This is a genomic window from Marinarcus sediminis (SeqCode) (assembly GCF_048571275.1).
GTDB classification, from domain to species: Bacteria; Campylobacterota; Campylobacteria; order Campylobacterales; family Arcobacteraceae; genus Marinarcus; species Marinarcus sediminis.
The window spans coordinates 2254738-2274086 of sequence record NZ_CP182357.1; the positions used below are offsets into that span (position 1 = coordinate 2254738).

Annotated in this window: 16 protein-coding genes; 2 read left to right on the plus strand and 14 right to left on the minus strand. The window is 34.3% G+C overall.

Features of this window, described 5'->3' with window-relative positions:
* Window positions 1-4: 4 nt before the first annotated feature.
* The 8 genes from ACNI3C_RS11355 to aroB are packed head-to-tail and all read right to left on the minus strand — an operon-like array spanning window position 5 to window position 10046.
* Complete coding sequence (locus ACNI3C_RS11355) at window positions 5-2203, minus strand: endonuclease MutS2 (RefSeq protein WP_419769918.1); 2199 nt, start codon at window positions 2201-2203, stop codon at window positions 5-7.
* A gap of 31 nt (window positions 2204-2234) precedes the next feature.
* The gene (locus tag ACNI3C_RS11360; protein ID WP_419769919.1) at window positions 2235-3569 is read right to left on the minus strand and encodes an SLC13 family permease; all 1335 of its coding nucleotides are present in this window, start codon (window positions 3567-3569) and stop codon (window positions 2235-2237) included.
* 12 nt (window positions 3570-3581) lie between these two features.
* The gene (mog, locus tag ACNI3C_RS11365; RefSeq protein ID WP_419769920.1) at window positions 3582-4121 is read right to left on the minus strand and encodes a molybdopterin adenylyltransferase; all 540 of its coding nucleotides are present in this window, start codon (window positions 4119-4121) and stop codon (window positions 3582-3584) included.
* Between the two features lie 28 nt (window positions 4122-4149).
* Entirely contained in the window at window positions 4150-4686 is a 537-nt protein-coding gene (bioV, locus tag ACNI3C_RS11370; RefSeq protein ID WP_419769921.1) for a pimelyl-ACP methyl ester esterase BioV, read from the minus strand.
* Window positions 4652-6145: an AAA family ATPase gene (locus ACNI3C_RS11375; protein WP_419769922.1), complete on the minus strand. Its 1494-nt coding sequence runs from the start codon at window positions 6143-6145 to the stop codon at window positions 4652-4654. Before ACNI3C_RS11375 ends, bioV begins: the two co-directional genes overlap by 35 nt.
* Window positions 6129-7391, minus strand: a complete 1263-nt coding sequence (mtaB, locus tag ACNI3C_RS11380; protein WP_419769923.1) for a tRNA (N(6)-L-threonylcarbamoyladenosine(37)-C(2))-methylthiotransferase MtaB — start codon at window positions 7389-7391, stop codon at window positions 6129-6131. The genes ACNI3C_RS11375 and mtaB overlap by 17 nt, the downstream gene beginning before the upstream one ends.
* 1 nt (window position 7392) lies before the next feature.
* On the minus strand, window positions 7393-9009 hold the full coding sequence (locus ACNI3C_RS11385; RefSeq protein ID WP_419769924.1) for a mechanosensitive ion channel domain-containing protein: 1617 nt from the start codon (window positions 9007-9009) through the stop codon (window positions 7393-7395).
* The gene (aroB, locus tag ACNI3C_RS11390) at window positions 9006-10046 is read right to left on the minus strand and encodes a 3-dehydroquinate synthase (RefSeq protein WP_419769925.1); all 1041 of its coding nucleotides are present in this window, start codon (window positions 10044-10046) and stop codon (window positions 9006-9008) included. Before aroB ends, ACNI3C_RS11385 begins: the two co-directional genes overlap by 4 nt.
* 196 nt (window positions 10047-10242) lie before the next feature.
* Here aroB and ACNI3C_RS11395 point away from each other — a divergent pair, with 196 nt between their 5' ends.
* Together ACNI3C_RS11395 and ACNI3C_RS11400 are read left to right on the plus strand one after the other, a co-directional pair.
* Window positions 10243-10443 carry a hypothetical protein gene (locus ACNI3C_RS11395; protein ID WP_419769926.1) on the plus strand — a complete coding sequence of 67 codons (201 nt, stop codon included), beginning with the start codon at window positions 10243-10245 and terminating at the stop codon, window positions 10441-10443.
* A 47-nt stretch (window positions 10444-10490) separates the two neighbouring features.
* The gene (locus ACNI3C_RS11400) at window positions 10491-10625 is read left to right on the plus strand and encodes a hypothetical protein (protein WP_419769927.1); all 135 of its coding nucleotides are present in this window, start codon (window positions 10491-10493) and stop codon (window positions 10623-10625) included.
* A gap of 1 nt (window position 10626) precedes the next feature.
* On the opposite strand, the gene ACNI3C_RS11405 is transcribed toward ACNI3C_RS11400, so the two are convergent.
* The 6 genes from ACNI3C_RS11405 to ACNI3C_RS11430 form a co-directional block, all read right to left on the minus strand.
* Window positions 10627-11427, minus strand: coding sequence for an RMD1 family protein (locus ACNI3C_RS11405; protein WP_419769928.1), 801 nt, complete (start codon window positions 11425-11427; stop codon window positions 10627-10629).
* Between the two features lie 38 nt (window positions 11428-11465).
* Window positions 11466-12119, minus strand: a complete 654-nt coding sequence (locus ACNI3C_RS11410) for a hypothetical protein (RefSeq protein ID WP_419769929.1) — start codon at window positions 12117-12119, stop codon at window positions 11466-11468.
* Window positions 12120-12213: 94 nt separating this feature from the next.
* Window positions 12214-12483 (minus strand): hypothetical protein, encoded by a 270-nt coding sequence (locus ACNI3C_RS11415; protein WP_419769930.1) that lies wholly within the window; start codon window positions 12481-12483, stop codon window positions 12214-12216.
* 8 nt (window positions 12484-12491) lie between these two features.
* A complete protein-coding gene (locus ACNI3C_RS11420; RefSeq protein ID WP_419769931.1) occupies window positions 12492-14276 on the minus strand; it encodes a tetratricopeptide repeat protein in 1785 nt (594 codons plus the stop codon).
* A 36-nt stretch (window positions 14277-14312) separates the two neighbouring features.
* A complete protein-coding gene (locus ACNI3C_RS11425) occupies window positions 14313-15002 on the minus strand; it encodes a SapC family protein (protein ID WP_419769932.1) in 690 nt (229 codons plus the stop codon).
* A gap of 37 nt (window positions 15003-15039) precedes the next feature.
* Window positions 15040-19302: a beta strand repeat-containing protein gene (locus ACNI3C_RS11430; RefSeq protein WP_419769933.1), complete on the minus strand. Its 4263-nt coding sequence runs from the start codon at window positions 19300-19302 to the stop codon at window positions 15040-15042.
* Window positions 19303-19349 lie beyond the last annotated feature (47 nt).

Below are 19349 nucleotides of genomic sequence, written 5' to 3' on the forward strand. Positions count from 1 at the left end.
CTATTTATAGTTTAATGACTTTTGCTCCAAAACCACCACTGCTTGGATGTGCATCGCTGTAACTTTTAACTTTAGGATGTTTATCCAAAAACTGCTTCACGGCAAAGGCCAGTTTTCCCGTTCCAATCCCATGATAAACCAATATTTCATCAAATCCTGCAATCAGTGAATCCGAGATAAACTTATCTAAATTTTCAACCGCTTCATCTGAACGTTGTCCATGTAAATCCAAAGAGATATGCCCTGAATCTGGTTTTTGAACATTTACGACCACTTTTTGTTTGACTTTTATAGGAGGATTTCCACTTCGTTGAAGTTGAGAAATATCAACTTGAACTCTCATACCCAAATCATTTTCAATGAACGCTTTGTTTCCTTTTAAAGAGAGAATTTCCCCTTTTGAAGATTGGTATTTGATTCTATCTCCTACTTTAAAAGCTTCTGGTTCTTTGACTTTTTGCGTCTTAATCTCTTTGACTTTTTGGTGTGCAAGGTTTAAGTGCTGGTGTGACTCTTGAGAAATCTTTGCCTTAATGGCTTTTTTGGCTTCCTCTTTGGCATCACTGTACTCTTTATGTAACTTAGATTTTTCCGTATAAATATGATTGTCCAAATTCTGTTTTTGCTCTTTTAAGTTTTGAATCAAACGTTGATGGGTGCTTATCTCTTCATCAAGAGTTGCAATTTTAAGTTTATACTCTTGTTCAAGTTCGCTGCTTCTTTGAATGAGTTCATTGAGTTTATCTTTATCATCACCATAAACCTCTTTGGCTTTTTTAATCACATTTAAAGGTATGCCATAACGTTGCGCTGTTTCAAAAGCGTATGATCTCCCAATGGTTCCTTGAAGAAACTCATACGTGGGTTTTTGATTCTCTTCATCGTATAAAGCTGCCATCAACTCCACATTTTCATTCGCAGCCATAAGTGCTGCCAATCGTTTATGGTGCGTGGTTATGATGATTTTAATCTCTTTACTGATTAACTCTTCAATGATGACTTTAAACAAACTCGCAGCTTCATCTGAATCGGTACCCAATTCAATCTCATCAACACCTACAATCATATTTTTTTTGCTGAATAGTTTTGAAAACTCTACCATACGACCAGCAAATGTTGAAATATCATTTTTAACATTTTGGGGGTCATCAAGCACTGCCAAAACATTTTTGAAATTTCCTACTACACTGCTTTGATGAGCATTGTATGGAATAAGGTATTTTGAGAGCAACACTGAACTTAAAATCGATTTTAACATCATCGTTTTACCTCCCGCATTTACTCCCGTAATCATTACCACAGCTTTGGTAAAATCCACCGTAATGGGTTTGGCATCATGAAGTGCAGGATGTTTGAAATCCACAATTTTACACTGATTGGTTTTTGAAGGCAATATAAAGTTTTTGTCCCCCATTTTTGCAAAAAATACACGGGCTTGGTAGTGGTCAAATCGATCAAACTCTTTGTTGATAAACTTTAAAAAGAGTAAGTTTTTTTCAAACAAAGAGCTGATACTTTTACATATTTTTAAAAGAATCTCTTCTTGTTTGTTTTTTAAATTGGACTCTTTTTGTTTTAAAGCTGAAATATCATGCGGCAAAATATAAAAAAAACCAGAGGCACTTCGGTTTACCACCGAAGCTTTTATCACATGATTAAAACCACCACGCACAAGCAGCGTCTCTTCTGAGTTTACAAAATGCACTTGAGAATCCACCAAATAGGGTCTTATTTTTGAGCTGTTGATGATTTTATATAAAGATTGTTTGATGCTCTCTTTGTTCGCATAAATGGCTTTTTTAATCAAATCAAAATCTTCATCAACGCCCTCTTTTAACTCCCCTTTTTCACTGAAATATTTGGTAACTTCAACGATTTCAGTAGGAATAATAATCTTTTCAAGCCACTCAAAGAGTTTTCCTTCATTATTAAAAGTTTTCAAATAGTTAAAATATTTGATAATTTTAATGAACTCAAAAATATCGTCCACCTTCAAAACACCCTGCTTTTGAATATGCATCAAAGCAGTGTCCAAATTTAAAACGCTCTGAGGTTGCTTAAAATTGTAATTTGACAATTCATTGATTAACCGATAATGTAAATTCACATCCCCTTCTAAAACAACGGGCTTTTGTCGTGCAAAAAGCGCAGAAAAACTCTTGATATAATCTTGTAAATCTAATTTTGTAAATATCTCTTGCATATATGTTTGACTCTAAAGCCTTTTTCCTTTTTTATAAATAGTATTGCCAATAGAGCAAGGCAATGGCGGTAATAGACAATATCCCCAAGATATTAAACACCAAACCAAATTTTGCCATATCTTTAACTTTCACTGCTCCACTGCTCATGGCAATGGCATTAGGTGGTGTAGCAATGGGAAGCATAAAGGCATATGAAGCACAAATGGTTGCAACAAATAAAATTAAACCACTGTCAATATTCGCTGACTGACTCAATGAATAAATAATCGGTAAGGCAATTGAAATCAATGCGGTGTTTGAAGTAACTTCTGTTGTAAAAGTAATCAAAGAAGCAACAATAAGTATCAATAAAATAACGGGCATATTGGTCAAAGATAAGAGATGTTGCGCAATGGCATTGGCCAAACCAGTTGAAGAAAATGCAGCCGCAATTGAAAACCCTGCTCCAAATAAGAAAATGATTTCATAAGGGACTTTTTTAGTATCTTCCCAAGTTAAAAAACCAATTTTAGGCATAAACATCAACAATCCATATCCCAGTAAAATCCCTTTTTCATCTAATCCCAATCCCATATAATAAGGTTCGATTTTTGAATTTGCAAAAAGCAATACAATCAGTGTCCCTAAAATAATCATTAATCGTTTTTGTTCACTGCTTAAGTGCCCTTTATCTTGAAGTTCTTTGTCAATATGAACATCACCTACTCCAATGGATAAAATAAAAGGAATCATGATTAACATTATTGCTGCTAATGGTCCCGTTAAAAGTATCCATTGTACAAAAGCAACGGGTTCTAAAGAGTGTTGTTCCATAAAACCTAAAAGAATAAGATTGGGTGGCGTTCCAATAGGAGTAACTATCCCACCAATACTTGCACCATAAGCAATGGCTAAAACCAAACGAACTTTAAATTTATCGTTTTCAGTCAAATACATGGCAATAGGTATTAAAAGAAGTGCTGTGGTTGTATTTGAAATAAGCGAACTTAAAAATGCAGAAGTGACAGCCAATGAAAAAATAATTCCTCTTGGTGTATTGGGAAAAACCGTTAACAATTTATTGGAAACATATTTATGCAAACTGGTTTTTTGTGTTGCAATGGCAATCATAAATCCACCCAAAAACAAAAATATGATTGATTTTGAGTAGTTAATTGATGTTGCATTGGTACTCATAATGTCAAATGTAGGGAAAAGAAGAATCGGTAAAAGAGAAACAACCCCAATTGGTAAGGCTTCATTTGTCCATAAAATCACCAAAAAGACAATCAACGCCAAAAGTGTTGAGTGTTGAACGTTAAACACAGTATTTGCAATAAAAAAGATTAAAACAGATACCCCCATTGATATAAAAAGTTTTTTCAAAATATCTCCTATTTATGATTTTTTAGGTCTAAAAGGTTTAATGACCGCTTCGTTGCACGTTAAAAATGGTCCTTCCATCAAATCAATACAATATGGAATAGCAGGAAACACTGCATCCAAACACTCTTTTATTGATTTGGGTTTACCAGGAAGATTCACAATTAAAGAGTCTCCTCTTAAGCCCGCTGTCTGTCTCGATAAAATGGCTGTAGGCACATATTTTAAAGACTCAGCACGCATGAGTTCCCCAAAACCAGGCATCATTCTGTCGCAGACATTTTCAGTGGCTTCAGGTGTAACATCCCGTTTTGCAGGACCTGTTCCTCCAGTAGTTACAACCAAACAACATTTTTGTTTGTCCACAAGCTCTATTAACGCTTCTTCTATGGTAATTTTGTCATCTTCAATGACTTTATAAACCGCTTCCCAAGGGGATGTTAAATATGAAGTTAACACTTCAATAATTGCTTTACCAGAAAGGTCTTCATATAGACCTGCACTGGCTCTGTCACTGCAAGTTACAATTCCTATTTTCGCTACTTCTTCACTCAATATTATTTCCTTTTTCTCTTATTTGTTTTTATAAAATATGTCCTGCATTTTTAATGTAATAGACCGTTGCAAAAGGTAAAAAAAATGCTTTTACCGCACTTGCATCAATGATCTTATCTTTATCGCCTAAAAAAACTTCTATTTTTACACCTCGCAAAACTAACTCTTCTAATTTTTTCTCATCCCAGACATAATAAAGCAGCGATTCCAACTCTTCATAACTGCCTTGAGAAAAATAAGCCTCTAAACTCTTATGCGTGGGATATAAGAGATTCTTTAAAAAATTTTCACAATAAGTTTTGGCATCTTTTTTAAAAAACATCAACTGCATTCGTTTATATTTTAAATCTTTATTTTGGAAAAAAGCCGGTGAGATGAGTTGAATCTTATCTACCCTATTTTTAGAGGAATACGCCTCTTCAAAAACTTTTTGAGCCCCAAATGAAAAACCACTTAATGTAAAATCATTTTTTTCAAGATACTCTTCAAAGAGTGCTTCTTCATTGTGCAAGCAAAAACCACTTCTAAAACTAGAGTTTAAGGTCATTTTCACTAATCGCTTCATGAATTAAAATAATCTCTTTTAAACGTTCCACGTCAACGCTGTGTCTATAAATTTCACTTTTTAAATCATTTCGTACATTGAGAATTAACGTGTCAGCATCTTCTGCCATTTTAAATTCATTGACCATGTTTAAAGCCAATTTTTGAGCACGGTGTAAATCTTCAGCATTGATGGCATACAGTTCACCTTTTAAAACTTCCACTCCAATAGAACCTGCCAAATAGGCTTTTAATTCATTGATTAATTTGGTTTTAGAGGGGTAAACATCTTCATCTTTTTTAATGCCCTCTTCAAAAAGTGTGATTTCAGATTTTGAAATATACGCTTTACTGGCTTGGTAGATGGCCAAAATCTCTTTTTGTTTTTCATTTAAAATTTTTTGCTCTTTTTTCCCAAACTCTATTTTTGTTTTTGCGATTTCTATATCATCAATAACAAGCGTTGAACCTTCACGTTTAATCATATTCAATAATGCCTCATTGATTAACGTAGCCAATGCGGAAGAGGTAAATCCAGCTGTGCTAAAGGCCAACTGTTTTATCTCCAACTCATGCGTTTTATTTTTTAAATACAACTCCAAGATTTTTTCTCGATCATTGATATTGGGCAGATTTAAAAAGATTCGTCTGTCAAATCTTCCTGCACGTAAAAGTGCATCATCTAAAACTTCAATTTTATTTGTAGCTGCAATGACAATGACACCGCTGTCACCATCAAATCCATCCATTTGAGTTAACAGTTCATTCAGTGTGGCTTCCCTTTCATCATTAGAGTTACCACTTCGGCTTTTACCAACGGCATCTATTTCATCAATAAAAACAATGGCTGGCGCATTGGCTTTAGCTTTTGCAAAAAGTTCTCTGACTCTTTTCGCCCCCATACCCACATAAATATGCACAAAACTTGCGCCACTTTGATAAAAAAATGGCACTTTTGCTTCACCTGCAACGGCTCTGGCAATTAAGGTTTTTCCTACACCTGGAGGGCCTACAAGCAGAACACCTTTAGGCAATTTCACCCCATGTTTCAGATACTTTTTAGGTGCATTTAAAAAGTCGACAACCTCTTCAAGCTCCTCTTTAACGCTTTGAATACCGGCAACATCTTTAAAAGTAATCTCTGAGGTAACATGCACAATATCATGTTCATACGTTGAAGCCAATACGCTGCTCTCATCTGCTTTAGCTGAAGCTTTTTGCAACTCTTGCGTGAACTTATTTTTAGGAATAAACTTTTTGATTTTCTCTTTATAAAAACGCAAAGCGATTGCCATGAAGAGTAAAATAAAAAGAAACACAATTCCAATAAAGTATTGGGGTGAAGTTACATTTGAACTGCTTTTAAACAAAGTATAGATGAACAAAGCCACCAAAACTATAGCGGATACTCCCATGAGTTTGAGATTTTTATCTAAAATCGTTTCTGTTTTTTTACTGTTTTTATTAGAATTTGGCAACATTGTTTTCACCTTTTACTTCATACTCTTTAATTTCAATCCAATCCCCAACCAAATCTGCATTTGATTGCACCTCTATTTTATTGAAAAATTGATCCAGACCAATGAACACACCATCTTTTTCTTGTTCAATTAACACATCCAATATTTTTTTATCTTTTCTGAAGGTTAGATTCTTATCCTCAATAATTTTAGTTAACTCATTGTATCGTTGTTTTGCAATACTTCCATTGATTTCTGGCTTCATGGTAGCACTTGGTGTACCATCTCTTTTAGAATAAGTAAACGCATGAATATGTGTCAAAGGGAATCGTTTGATGTTCTCCATGGCTTCACTCCATAACTCATTGGTTTCACCCGGATGCCCCACAATGAAATCTGTTCCCAAGGCATACCCTTTTTCTTGCAAAAACTCAAACAGTTCCAAATCACTTAAGACTTTGTTTCTTCGGTTCATGATTTCAAGCATTTTTTTGCTGGTATGTTGCAACGCAATATGGAGATGTTTTGCCATAAATGGCTCTGAAATAATCTCTTTAAACTCATCGTCAATTTGTATGGGTTCTACGCTTCCAAGTCGTATCCGTCTGACACCTTTAATTAACCCAATTTTTTTAAGCAGTTTTGCCAAAGAGGTGTGTTGCTTTTTCCCATAACTTCCTACATTTGTACCTGTTAAAATAAACTCTCCAAATCCATTGCTGGCCAACGTTGAAATCTGTTCTAAAATTTTATCTTCTTGATAACTTCTGGCATCCCCTCTGACATGAGGAATAATACAGTACGAACATCGGAAATCACACCCCTCTTGTATTTTAATAAAGGCTCTGCTTTTGCCAACAAACTCTTCAACAATTGTTTGATCAATGTGCTTTAAATCACCTGCATCAAAAAATCTATTTTCATTTTTAAGCAAATCATTGATTTTCTCTTTTTCACTGTGTCCAAAGAGTGCATCAATTTTCTCCTCTTTAAAAAGATTTTCACCCTTTGTCCAAACACCACATCCTGTGAAAATAACTCTTGGATTATTGGGCAATTTCTTTAAGGCGTTAATATAACCTCGTGCGGTACTGTCTGCACTGTTTGTTACGGTACATGAATTAATGACTACAATATTGGCACTTTTTTCATCTTGAGTGACTTCAAAATCTTCTAAATTGCTCATCATCACTTGGGTATCAAAAAGATTGGTTCTGCAACCAAAAGTTTTAAAATAGACTTTTGGTTTATGGTTTGAAAATGTCATATCAGGCTTTCTCAAAGGGTAAATCTTTCAGTTCAGCAGGAATATCTTTTTTCGTAGTTTGAATATTGATGCTTTGCGTAGGGTATGCAATATGAATATCATCCTCTTTCATGAATGCTTCCAATATCTCTGGGCTCATGGTACTTCGTAAAGCCAAAGCGGCATAAGAGTTGGTCAAATACCATGACGAAATCACAATCCCATATGGCTCAACAAACGTATAGACTCTGGGTTCAACACCTGTTGCTCTTAATGAGTATTTGCTTCTCATTTTACTGAGTTGTTTACGGGTAATATCGGTGTACCCTTTTGAATACTGTTTTAAAATCTCTTTGGCAATGTGTTGTGCTTTTTTATAGTTTGAATCAAAGGTAATGGTAATATCAATTCCATCCCAAACGGTTCGTAAATCAGCATGGGTATAATTCGCAATCATTTCAGAGAAAATATAGTTATTTGGGATAAAATAGATTCTTCCCGTTCTTCTGTTTTTTGTATATGAAGTTAAGGTAATATCTTCACGAATGGTAATTTTAAACAGTGAAATGTCCAAAACATCTCCAACTGCTTCTATACCATCGCGTTGGACTTTAATTCGGTCTCCCACATGAATAGACCCAGAAGTTACAATCACCATCCAACCAAAAATTGACATAAACCAATCTTTTAAAGCAATTGCAATCCCAGCTGAAGCAAACCCTAAAATAGTTACAAGGTACGATACATTGTCAATGTATGAGAACAAAACAATCATTAAAACCAAAAAGACAATGACAAAATTAATGACTTTATTCGCCATATAGTAGTTTTCATTTTGAGAAAAATATTTTTTAAGGGTAAGTTTAATAAGAAAAGAAATCAAAAATAAAACCACAATTGTGATGATAATTTTCATTGACTTTTCAACTTGATTTGAGATTTGACTTTGTGTCTCTAAGATAACTTGTTCAATCTTTCTGGCATAAACATTGTTTGTTGTAGAGACAATATCCAACACCATGTTAAAATCTTTTTTCTGTTTGGTTAAAAAGTCAATAACAAGCGCCTCATTCTCATCGGATTTAATATCATTTTTTTCCAATAACAAAAAAAGTTTTTCTTCTAAGAATCCTGTCAATTCAGCTACATCTTGTTGTATTTTTTTAAATTTTGCTTTATTGTTTTCCAATTTTTTCATATATGAAAAGGCATTGATAATCCCAAATGGATTGGTAATGGGCTCATCTTTGTCAATATCGGGTGGATTAATTAAATTCCCAATGGGAGAATCTTTATATTCAGCAATCAGTTCCAACTCATTCTTTTTGATTCGTATCTTATTGTTTGTTTGATAAGAGAGTTCTTTGTACTTTTCCCCTTTTTTTGTGGTGTACTCATCATAATTCTCTTCAAGTTTATGCAGTTCATCAGAAATTTGTCGATAAGCAATATAGTTGCTGTACCGTTTTAATAAAATATTATCTTTAAGTTTTAAATCAATCTCATCAAGTTTTGATTGAATCAAATCAAGATTATTGATTTGTTCAAGCGTAAGTTGCTTTGGGACAGCAAGTTGCGTAGATTCTGCAAAACTTAACGTAGTAAATACAAACAGGCAAATAAAAAATATTTTTTTCAATGGTTAAACCCTTTTAAAATCTTAATGACATTTTCTTTTTCTATCTCATCCGTAATAACACAATCTCCTATTCCTTTAGGTAATATAAACTTAATTTTATTGTCCGACGATTTTTTATCTAAAAAGAAGTGCGCATAAAATGACTCAGCATCAGCTATATTATACGCAGTTGGTATATCATATTTTTTAAGCAATTCAATGACTCTTTGGGCTTCTTTTTGAGTCATCAATCCAATTTCAACAGCAACTGCATTGGCCATAACCATTCCAATGCCCACAGCTTCACCGTGTAAAAACGTATTATAATTGGTCTCATTTTCAATAACATGCCCAAACGTGTGTCCATAATTGAGTGCTGCTCGAATTCCTTGCTCTTTTTCATCTTGCGAAACAACCCAGGCTTTGGTTTGTACAGATTTAGCAATAGCCGTTGCAAGGTTTTTTTCATCGTCCAATGCATTCTCTTCAAGCCAAACAAAAAACTCTTTGTTAAACGTTACAGCCATTTTAATAATCTCTGCAACACCTGCGGCAAACTCTCTTTTAGGTAGAGTTTTTAAAAAAGAAGGATCAATATTTACTTCAATGGGTTGATGAAACGAACCAATTAAGTTTTTCCCAAACTTATTGTTTACGCCTGTTTTCCCCCCAACGCTGGCATCAACTTGAGAAAGCAGTGTTGTGGGTATTTGCATAAAATCAATCCCTCTTTGATACAAAGAAGCAGCAAAACCTGTCATGTCACCAATGACACCACCACCAAAAGCAATAAGCAATGATTTTCTGTCTAATCTGTTTTCAAAACAGTGATCAAGTATCATCTCTATGGTTTGCATGTTTTTATACTGTTCGCCATCTGGTATTGTGACCACACTCAACTCTTTTGCTTCTAAATGCTTCAACAAATACTCTAAATGTAGAGCACTGATGGTAGGATTAGTTACAACTACAACTTTTCTATTGAGTTTTATTTGTTTTAATTCATCTATATTAATATCATATTTAATGTTATTGGGTAACTCTATTTTAACTGTCATTTAATTCTGTCCAATTTGTTATGTAAAGGTACTTATTATAACAAATTAATGCTAAAAAACTAAAAATGGCACAATAAATATCTTCTTTCAAAAAAGCAATACCCTTTTAGAGACTTGACAAAATATCAGAAATATCATATAATCTCTATAATTTATTACTATTAGTAATAAAAATAGCATACCTCAAGGAAAAAAAATGGCAAAAGAACTAAAGAAAAAAGCAGTAAAAAAAGTTGCAACTAAAACAGTAAAAAAAGCAGTTGCTAAAAAAGTAATTAAGAAGAAAAATTCTAAAGCTTTAGTTACAAAAGTTACAAAAGTGGTTGCTAAGAAAAAACCAACAACAAAAAAATGCGCCAAAAAAGTCGCCAAAAAAGTTGTTAAAAAAGCAGCATAATATCAAAGGGTAGCACAAGGCTACTCTTGATGTGAAAGGAGAAAATTATGTCATACAGAACAATGGTTTTAATGGAGTACAGACTCAAAGACAACAGAAAACCTAAAGCAAAAAAGTCAGATGAAATCAGTTTTTTAGATTTTTTAAAATCTGTGATAAAAAAGATATCTTTTTTTAAATAGTCTATAAATTTGGCTTGATAATATAATCATAAATTGAGAAAAAGACTTCAATAACGATTAACCAAATAATAATCCACTCTAAAAATTCACTCGATTTTTGATTTACCCTATCTGTAGCGAAATCAATCGACTCTTTTAAATAAGACATTTTATATTCAACAACTTCAAAGCGGGATTTAAGTTCAAGTTGCATTCCCAGTTGATTGTATAAAGACTCCAGCTCTAAATCATCCCAAAGAATGTCAGGCTTATCGAGTAAATAGAGTTTATTTAAAATATCAAAACGCTCTTTTGCAATACTGCTGGCAAAACTCATAAGGCTGCTTCTGTCTTTAATTTTGAGTTTTTCAATCTTATCATAGATGGCTTTACTCTCAATCATCTTTTGCTCAAGCGATTTCTCACTGATTTCCAAACCCACACTTTGAGACAGAGCCAAAGAGATAATCGAAGCAACCGATTTATTGAATTTATTGTATTTAATGGTGTGTTCATCAATGAGAGGCTTCTCATATTGTTCATCCACAATCATTGGGTAATCTTGGTTGATTAAGGCTGTCATGTAACTGTCAGCCTCTTTAATATCAAGTCTACTTAGAAATGATTTAATCTCCTCATGACTGAAATTACAAAATGTGATAATGCCAAAAGAGGAAGCAAAAATATACTTATTATTACTGATTTCACCCATAAGCGATTTTTCAATAGTCGTTAAAACCAGACCAGGAAACTCTTCTTCTAACTCTTGTCGAGTAATTTTTACAGGTATCTCAACAGAAACGAACAGAATATTTGTTGTCACGATTAGCCTTTATATTTTATATTAAATAATGATACTCTCTATATTCTAAATTTTTCAAATAACTCTTTTTTATCGGTTTTAATTTCTATTTCGCTGTTTATGACTCTTTTTTTGAATTTATCATAGAGTTTATATTGAAGTAAAATACCAATTAGACCTAACACGGAGAGATAGATCAACAAAAAATTTAAATTTTTGTTCAAATAATCAAAAAGCATGGCCGTTAAACTTCCCAATACAATGGCAGATGAAATCATAAATGAACGAATCATAAGATAATCTTTTAACTCCACCTCTTCATCTTGCATAAAATCAACGGTATGAATTCTGGCAACTTCAAATGTTATTCCTTGAATGGTAAAAATACTCAAAATAATATAAGTAAACAGCAGAATCGATTCATTAAAAATAAGATAACTGAAAATTTGTATTAAATCTAAACCAATAGCAAAAAGGTAAATATTATATATTTTAAGGTTTTTAAACAGAGGTTGAATAAAACCATCTAAAGCGCCAATGAGCATATAAAAACTGATCACAAAAACGGGCAAATAGGTTCCTTCCAATTTTGTAATAAAAGGAATAAGTGTCCAATCAACATAGGTAATTAAAAAAAGAGTAAATGACTGTATTCTTAAAAACCGACTCTTTTTTATCTCTAAAAAGATGGGTTGATAATTTTTAAAAGCCATGACAGCGTTCCTCATCAAGATTTCTGGAAGTATACTCCAAAATCTTGATTTTGCAGAAAAGTGCCTAATTTCTTCATTTGTTAATAACAGTTTGCTATATTACAAGATCCGTACCTAAAACAAGTATGATGACGACAAAATTAAAAAGAAGCAGGTATAAAGATTTTAACCGGTACCCTTTTTTAAAAAGTGTTAACACCATTGTAATGAGTGACAATAGCAACAATCCCAAAAACAGAAACAAACAGAGTGTAGTTAATGCTTTTATTTCCAATCCCAAAGCAGAAATTAAAAACATTCCAATTAATGGAACAATCAACAAAAACGATAACTTAACCATTTTATTTAAAACAACTTCATTCATTTTTTTCCTTATAATTTTATTTTAAACTCTTTTTGTACTCTGTCTTCCACACTTTGGAAAACAGTATCCCAATTTCTGTCTTGTTTTTGACGAATCATTTTTATGGATTCATACATGTATGAGTGTTCACCTTTATTGCCCCAACGCCAATCGGGATATTTTTGTAATAAGACCCAGGTTTTAATGCCCAAGGCTCCGCATAAATGTGCGACACTGGTATCTGAAGTTATGACCAAATCCAATTGTTTGACTAACACAGATGTCTTTTTAAAGTCAGTTAATTGTGGCGTTAAATCAATAATATTATTTTTATATCCAAAGGTTTCAATCTCTTCTGAACCTGCACCCACTTGCAGAGAATAAATGTTAAGTTTATCGCTTTTAATGAGTGCGTCAAAATGATTTAGAGCAAACACTTTGCCTTCATAACTCTCTCCTGTCACACTTGCACTCCAACAAAGCCCAATGTTTGGTTTTTTATCTTTTTTATCAATTTTCAATGATTCAATCATCTCTTTTATTTTCAAATAGGGTTTTGAACCAAAATCTTCTTGTTTTTTAATCTCTAAAAGATACCCTGCACTCATAATAGGAAGATGAAAATCAAAAAAAGGCGTTTCTTCACTTCTTTTAACCACTTCATCAAGGCATTCATACGCTTTAAAAAGTGTCACCAATTCATCTCTGGCTTTAAAAATAATTTTGCAACCAAATTTTTTCTTTAAAGCAGGAATAAATCGAACAAACATCAAGCTGTCACCAAAACCTTGTTCACTGTGAACTAAAACGGTTTTCCCTTTTGCATCACTGTTTTGTGCAAGCATGGGTTTTGAAAATATCTCTTTATATTTGACAATATGAGGCAACATCTCCTCTTTTTTAAATCGCCATTCATACTCTTTAAAGCCCTCTTCAAACTTACCAATAGAGAGTAAGGCTGTTGATAAATCAAAGTGAGCATTGACAAAATTGGGGTCAAGACCAAGCGCTTTTTTATAGTTTTGAATGGCTTTGGTTGTCAAACCTTGATTTTTTAAAGCATTGGCCAAATTGGCATAGGCATTAGAACCATTGGGATCCAATGCAATTGATTTTTCATGCAGTTGTTGAGCTTTTTTGTACTCAAACAATTTACTGTAAACATTCCCTAAATTGGTGTAAGCCCCACTGTTTTTAGGAAGTTTTTTTATGGCGGTTTCTAAAGCAACAATCGCTTCATCATAAGCTTTTTGTCGATTAAGAGCTGCACCTAAATTGCTGTAAACTTCAAAATAGTTGGGGTCCACTTTAAGTGCCAAATTAAACATGGCAGCAGATTGTTCATATTTTTTTTGTTTGTATAAAACAACGGCAATATTATTAACAGCTTTTGAAAACTTTGGATTGTATCGAACGGCATTTTTATACGCAGTTATGGCATTGTTATTTTGCCCTAAAAGTTCATAAACCATCCCGATATTATTGTGTAAATTAAAATCTTCTTGATTTTGTTTTACTCCCATAATATAGACTTCCAAAGCCTCTTTATACTTTTTGAGTTTTTTAAGTAAATTGCCAAAAAAGTGATACGTTGGCATAAATTTTGGCTCTTTAATTATTGCCGTTTGATAGGCATTGACTGCTTCTTGAAACGCTTGTACTTTAATATACAATGCAGCAATGTTGCAAAGAATTTCAGCCGAAGCCAAACCCAGTTTATCAATTTCTAAAAGTGCAGTAATCGCTTTGTTATAGTCTTGATTACGGTAAGCTTCTTTTGAAGTGGCCAATAACTCATCTTTTTTTTCTTGCATTGAAAACCTTTGATTCATCTGATAACATTTCTTACTTTAGGCTTTAGTGCTTGACAACACTTTTTGAAAATTCCCCAATGATTTTAGGTGTGCATCAAAAACACCCATCCACCCTTTTCTTGCCCAAGTTGCCAAAGTTGCATCATCTAAGGCAGTCAATTTTTCAATGTTAATGATATAAAACTCTTCTAAAATTGTTTTCTCTTCATTGTTAATATTCACTTTTAAATCTTTTTTCACCAATAAATCGTGTGATTTAAGCTCTTCAATGATTTTTTTAGAGACATCTCTTTGTCGTGTTAATTCTCGTACCAGTTCCACTTTTGCACTGGCTTCTTTGGTTAAATTTTTATCTTTTGCAATGATGAGATGTTTTTTATTTTTGGCAACAAAATCGCTGTTATCATCAATGGCAATGACATTATTAAGTTCCCCTTTTTCACCTTTTACCAATAAATTCAAGAAAGGATAACTTCTTATAAAAAGAGGCATATAGGCCTCTTCTTTATTAAATATGGTCACCTCTTTGGTTACTCCTGTAAATGCTAAGAACTCTGCATAATCTCCTGTCCCAATGACTACTGGACAATCATGACTCGCATTCCAAACCTCTGTAAATCCCACAGGAATCAGTCCTACATTTTTAGCAACTCCTACCAAATTGACCTCATTAAACTTAATGCCTTTAAACTTATCTTTGTCCAATATTTTTACGTTTTTATACATATTTTTCCTTCCCTTAGTTTTAATGTTTTATTTTTTGTTACACAGACTCAATGGTCAGTGTTGTGTTACCTAAATCATACGTATGTGTTCCAGCTGTTATTGGAGAGTCATACACCACATCGTCTCCTCCACCTATAACTCCATCTGCTCCCGCATCGGTAAATTTGATAAAGTCAGTTTGAGCTTCAGTTAATCTCAAGGTTAAATTTCCTGTTGCATTGCCAGTCCATGAAGCAATCATGGCATCAGTAAACTCAAATTCGGTTGCATTATCACTGGTATTTAATGTCAATCCAGTAATATCTAAATGTTCAATATTGGCAAATGTTCCTGCAGGATTGAACTGAGTATCACTGCTTATCATTGCTGTATTTCCTGTTAATTTTACTGTATCCGTATCATCTCCTCCATCAATATTTGAAACATTGCTGAAATCCAGTGTAAATTCATCGTTTCCTGCTAAACCATTGATATTATCAGGTTCATCTCCACTGAGGGTGAGAGTGTCTGCTGTGCTTGAAAGATTTAAGTTTTCAAACTCATCTAAATTCGTAAAATCTAAATCACCATTGACTGCCGTTGAACCAAAGGCAAGCGTATCATTTCCACCAGAATCGACAACATTCAACTCATTTCTAAAGTTGTCAAATTCTGTTTTGTCAGCAAAAATAATTGTGTCATCTCCACTGTACATATTGAGTGTCTCAATTCCACTAAAATCAATGATATTTGCAGAATCAATTGTACCACTGTTGGTAAAATTAACACTGTCTGTTCCTATGGTTCCTGTGTCTTGAATGTTATCATTGGTATCAATGTTTTCAATTGTAGTGATAATAGTATCACTTCCATCCCCCAAATCAACAGTGTCATTTCCACTGCTTAAATTTAAAGTATCACTGTTGGCGCTTCCTGTAATAGAGTAACTTCCTGTGGTGTCGTTAAGCGTGAGTGTTCCTGCAATATTTGTAGAACTTAAATCCACATTGGCATTCACCGTTACGTTCATATTTGCTGTACCCGTATCGGTAATTGTTTTAGCACTGACATCTGAACTTTGAGCACTGAGCGTGACCCCATTGGCCAAATCAATCGTTGAAACGGTTCCATCTAATTTTCCACTTAAATCGTTGTTTTGATTCACATGGATTGTTTCAATGCCACTGATTGAACCCAAGGTGTCTGTGGTGTTAATATTAAGGGTATCTGTCCCTGCTCCACCTGTAATAATGTCTGCTCCACCATTGACATTAATCGTGTCATTATCTGCCGTTGCAATAATGGTTTCAACTCCGGTAGAGTCATTAATGGTAATGATTCCACTGAAACTGCTTACATCAATACTGCTTGCATCTAAAGTTCCTCCACTTGAACTATTTAAGGTTATAGAACCACTTCCAGTAAGAGTAATATTGGACAAGTCATCCCCACTGATACCATTTATAATAATATCTCCACTGCTGTTGGTATTAAGGGTCATCGTTTTTCCATCAAGTTGTGAACCTGTAAATGTCATATCTGCACCATCGGCAATATTGATAACATTGACTGCCCCAAGATTTTGTGCACTGACATTCAGTGTGGCATTAACATTTAAGATAATATTTCCTGAACCACTGTTACTGATATTTGCAAAGTCATGATCACTTGCTGTTGCCGTTGCTGTAATGTTCACATCCCCCGCACCACCAATCGCAATGGTATCATTGTCAAAATCTGTCGCATTTACAGTCAATGTTTTACCTGTTGCAACGGAAATATTTGAAACCACACTGTCCAATTCTCCACTTAAATTTACTGTACCATTGACCGTAATTGTTTCAAAGTTTGTGACCGTTGTACTTCCAAAAGAGAGTCCATCGGCTCCTATAATTAAATTATCACTGTCTCCTATTCCACCATCAACAGTGGTTAATCCTGTAGTATTGGTGATGGTTACAGTATCACTTCCCCCTCTTGCATTGATGGTCGTAAAGCCAGCTTCTTGAATTTGTGTACCACCCAGTGTGATCGTATCAGCACCACTGTCACTTAAATTTAATGTCTCAAAATTAGAGAGATTTGTAAAGTCTGCATCGCTGTAACTTCCACCTGCATCCGTGATATTTAAACTATCGGTATCAGCCGCTCCTGCATCAATTGTATCGGTACTGCTTAAATTTGCTTTTGCCATATTAACAATATCGCTTCCTCCATTGAGTTTTAAATTGACATTATCCAGCGCATTGTCGCTCAGTGTTACCGTATCTGCTCCTGTAAAGAAATTAACCGTATCAATTCCACTTATGTTGGTAAAGGCACTGCTGTTTAAGCTTCCACTGTTACTGAAGCTTATGGTATCAGTCCCACCACCTACAATTTTATCGGCACTTGTTAGGTCCGCTATATCAGCATATATGACTTCATTGGTACCTGTTCCCAGATTTAACGTTACATTATCAAGTGTTGTGTCATTATCTGCAATGGTAATGGTGTCATTTCCAGTATGGAAATTAATTGTTTGAACAGCAGTTACATTAGCAAAATCGGCACTTGCGATACTTCCTGATGTGGTAAACGTTATACTGTTACTCCCTGTATTTCCATTGATTGTATCTGATGATGTTAAATCATCAATGGCATAATTAAACGTATCTGCTCCTGTTCCACCGGTTATGTTGTAGTTTGTTGTTCCTACTGTAATGCTGTTTGTTCCATCAGCCAATTGGATATTTTCAACATCAACATTTGTTAAAGCTGCAGCACTGATTGTTCCTGCTGTAGTAAAGTTTAACGTATCTGTTCCACCGTTTCCTACAATGGTATCACTGCTGCTTAAATTGGCAACCGTGTAATTAAAGGTATCTGCACCCGTTCCACCTCGTAACTCAATTCCATTTTGATCTAACGTGATGGTATTTGTACCATTGGCAAATTGGATGGTGTCTATGTTTGTTACTTGATTGAATTTGGTGTTATCACTGATGACACCAGCATCGGTAAATACCAAAGTATCTGTTCCACTTAGACCATTAACAATATCAGCACTTGTTAAATCTGCTATGGCATAATTAAAGGTATCTGCCCCCGTTCCACCTCGTAACTCAATTCCATTTTGATCTAAAGTAATGGTATTTGTACCATTGGCAAATTGAATGGTGTCTATGTTCGTTACACCATTAAATTTTGTATTATCATTGATGGTTCCTGCATCGGTGAAAACAATTTTATCTGTTCCACTTACTCCATTGATGACATCGGCACTGCTTAAATCTGCTATGGCATAATTAAAGGTATCATTTCCTGTTCCACCTGTAACAGCATAATCGGTTGCTCCTACAGTAATGGTGTTTGTTCCATTGGCAAGCGTAATGCTTTCAACATCAATATTGGTAAGCTGTGCTGCGGTAATGGTTCCTTGAGTGGTGATATTTAAGATATCTGTTCCCCCATTACCATTAACACTATCGGCACTGCTTAAATTTGAAATGGCATAATTAAAGGTATCTGCACCATCACCGCCCTCGATAACAAAGTTTTTTGAACCTACGGTAATGTTATTGGTTCCACCATCGGCTAAAATAATTTTTTCAACATCCACGTTGGTCAACTGTGTCTCTACAATGGTTCCATTTGTTGTAAATTCTAATGTGTCTGTTCCACCATTTCCAATAATGGTATCTGCACTGCTTAAATTAGCAATCGTAAATCTAAATGTGTCATCACCGCTTCCACCATTAATGGTTGCATTATTTGCTCCTACGATTAAGTTTACACCACCGTTGGCCAAATTAACGGTTTCAACTGAACTTACCCCACTCATATCGGCACTTCCAGAAGAGGTGATATTTAAGATGTCCGTTCCCCCACCATTGATGCTGTCTGAACCGGTTAAATTATTGGCATCAATATAAACACGATTTGTTCCTGCGCCTAAACTTACGCTGTCATTACCTGAGGTCAAATAAACGGTGTCATTTTTATCACTCATCACAATGGTATTGTCTGCACTGCTGTCATTAAGCGTAATGGTTCCCGTAAAAGCATCATTGTTTATACCACTTAAATCGGTGTTCGCTGTCGCAGCAGTATTTAATAAAATATCCCCTGCCCCAATAACAATCATTGCTGCTGTTAATTGGGTATTTAACAGTGTCAATGTTTGCGAGTTTGCCACATCGTATCGATTGACTGCACCCAAATTTTGAGCCGATAAATCTACACTGGCATTTACATCAAGTGTAATATTCCCAGTTCCTGTTTTTGTAATATTTGCAAAATTATTGTTTGATGGAGTCGCCGTATCAGCTAAAATAATCACATTTCCACTGCTGTTGGTATTAACCGTAATGGTGTCATTATTAATAT

Bases quoted from the DNA above. Each gene is read 5' to 3' on its own strand.
- ACNI3C_RS11355 (WP_419769918.1), bottom strand. From the start codon at position 2,203: ATGCAAGAGATATTTACAAAATTAGATTTACAAGATTATATCAAGAGT.
- bioV (WP_419769921.1), bottom strand. From the start codon at position 4,686: ATGAAGCGATTAGTGAAAATGACCTTAAACTCTAGTTTTAGAAGTGGT.
- ACNI3C_RS11375 (WP_419769922.1), bottom strand. From the start codon at position 6,145: ATGTTGCCAAATTCTAATAAAAACAGTAAAAAAACAGAAACGATTTTA.
- mtaB (WP_419769923.1), bottom strand. From the start codon at position 7,391: ATGACATTTTCAAACCATAAACCAAAAGTCTATTTTAAAACTTTTGGT.
- aroB (WP_419769925.1), bottom strand. From the start codon at position 10,046: ATGACAGTTAAAATAGAGTTACCCAATAACATTAAATATGATATTAAT.
- ACNI3C_RS11395 (WP_419769926.1), top strand. From the start codon at position 10,243: ATGGCAAAAGAACTAAAGAAAAAAGCAGTAAAAAAAGTTGCAACTAAA.
- ACNI3C_RS11400 (WP_419769927.1), top strand. From the start codon at position 10,491: ATGTCATACAGAACAATGGTTTTAATGGAGTACAGACTCAAAGACAAC.
- ACNI3C_RS11410 (WP_419769929.1), bottom strand. From the start codon at position 12,119: ATGGCTTTTAAAAATTATCAACCCATCTTTTTAGAGATAAAAAAGAGT.
- ACNI3C_RS11415 (WP_419769930.1), bottom strand. From the start codon at position 12,483: ATGAATGAAGTTGTTTTAAATAAAATGGTTAAGTTATCGTTTTTGTTG.
- ACNI3C_RS11420 (WP_419769931.1), bottom strand. From the start codon at position 14,276: ATGCAAGAAAAAAAAGATGAGTTATTGGCCACTTCAAAAGAAGCTTAC.
- ACNI3C_RS11425 (WP_419769932.1), bottom strand. From the start codon at position 15,002: ATGTATAAAAACGTAAAAATATTGGACAAAGATAAGTTTAAAGGCATT.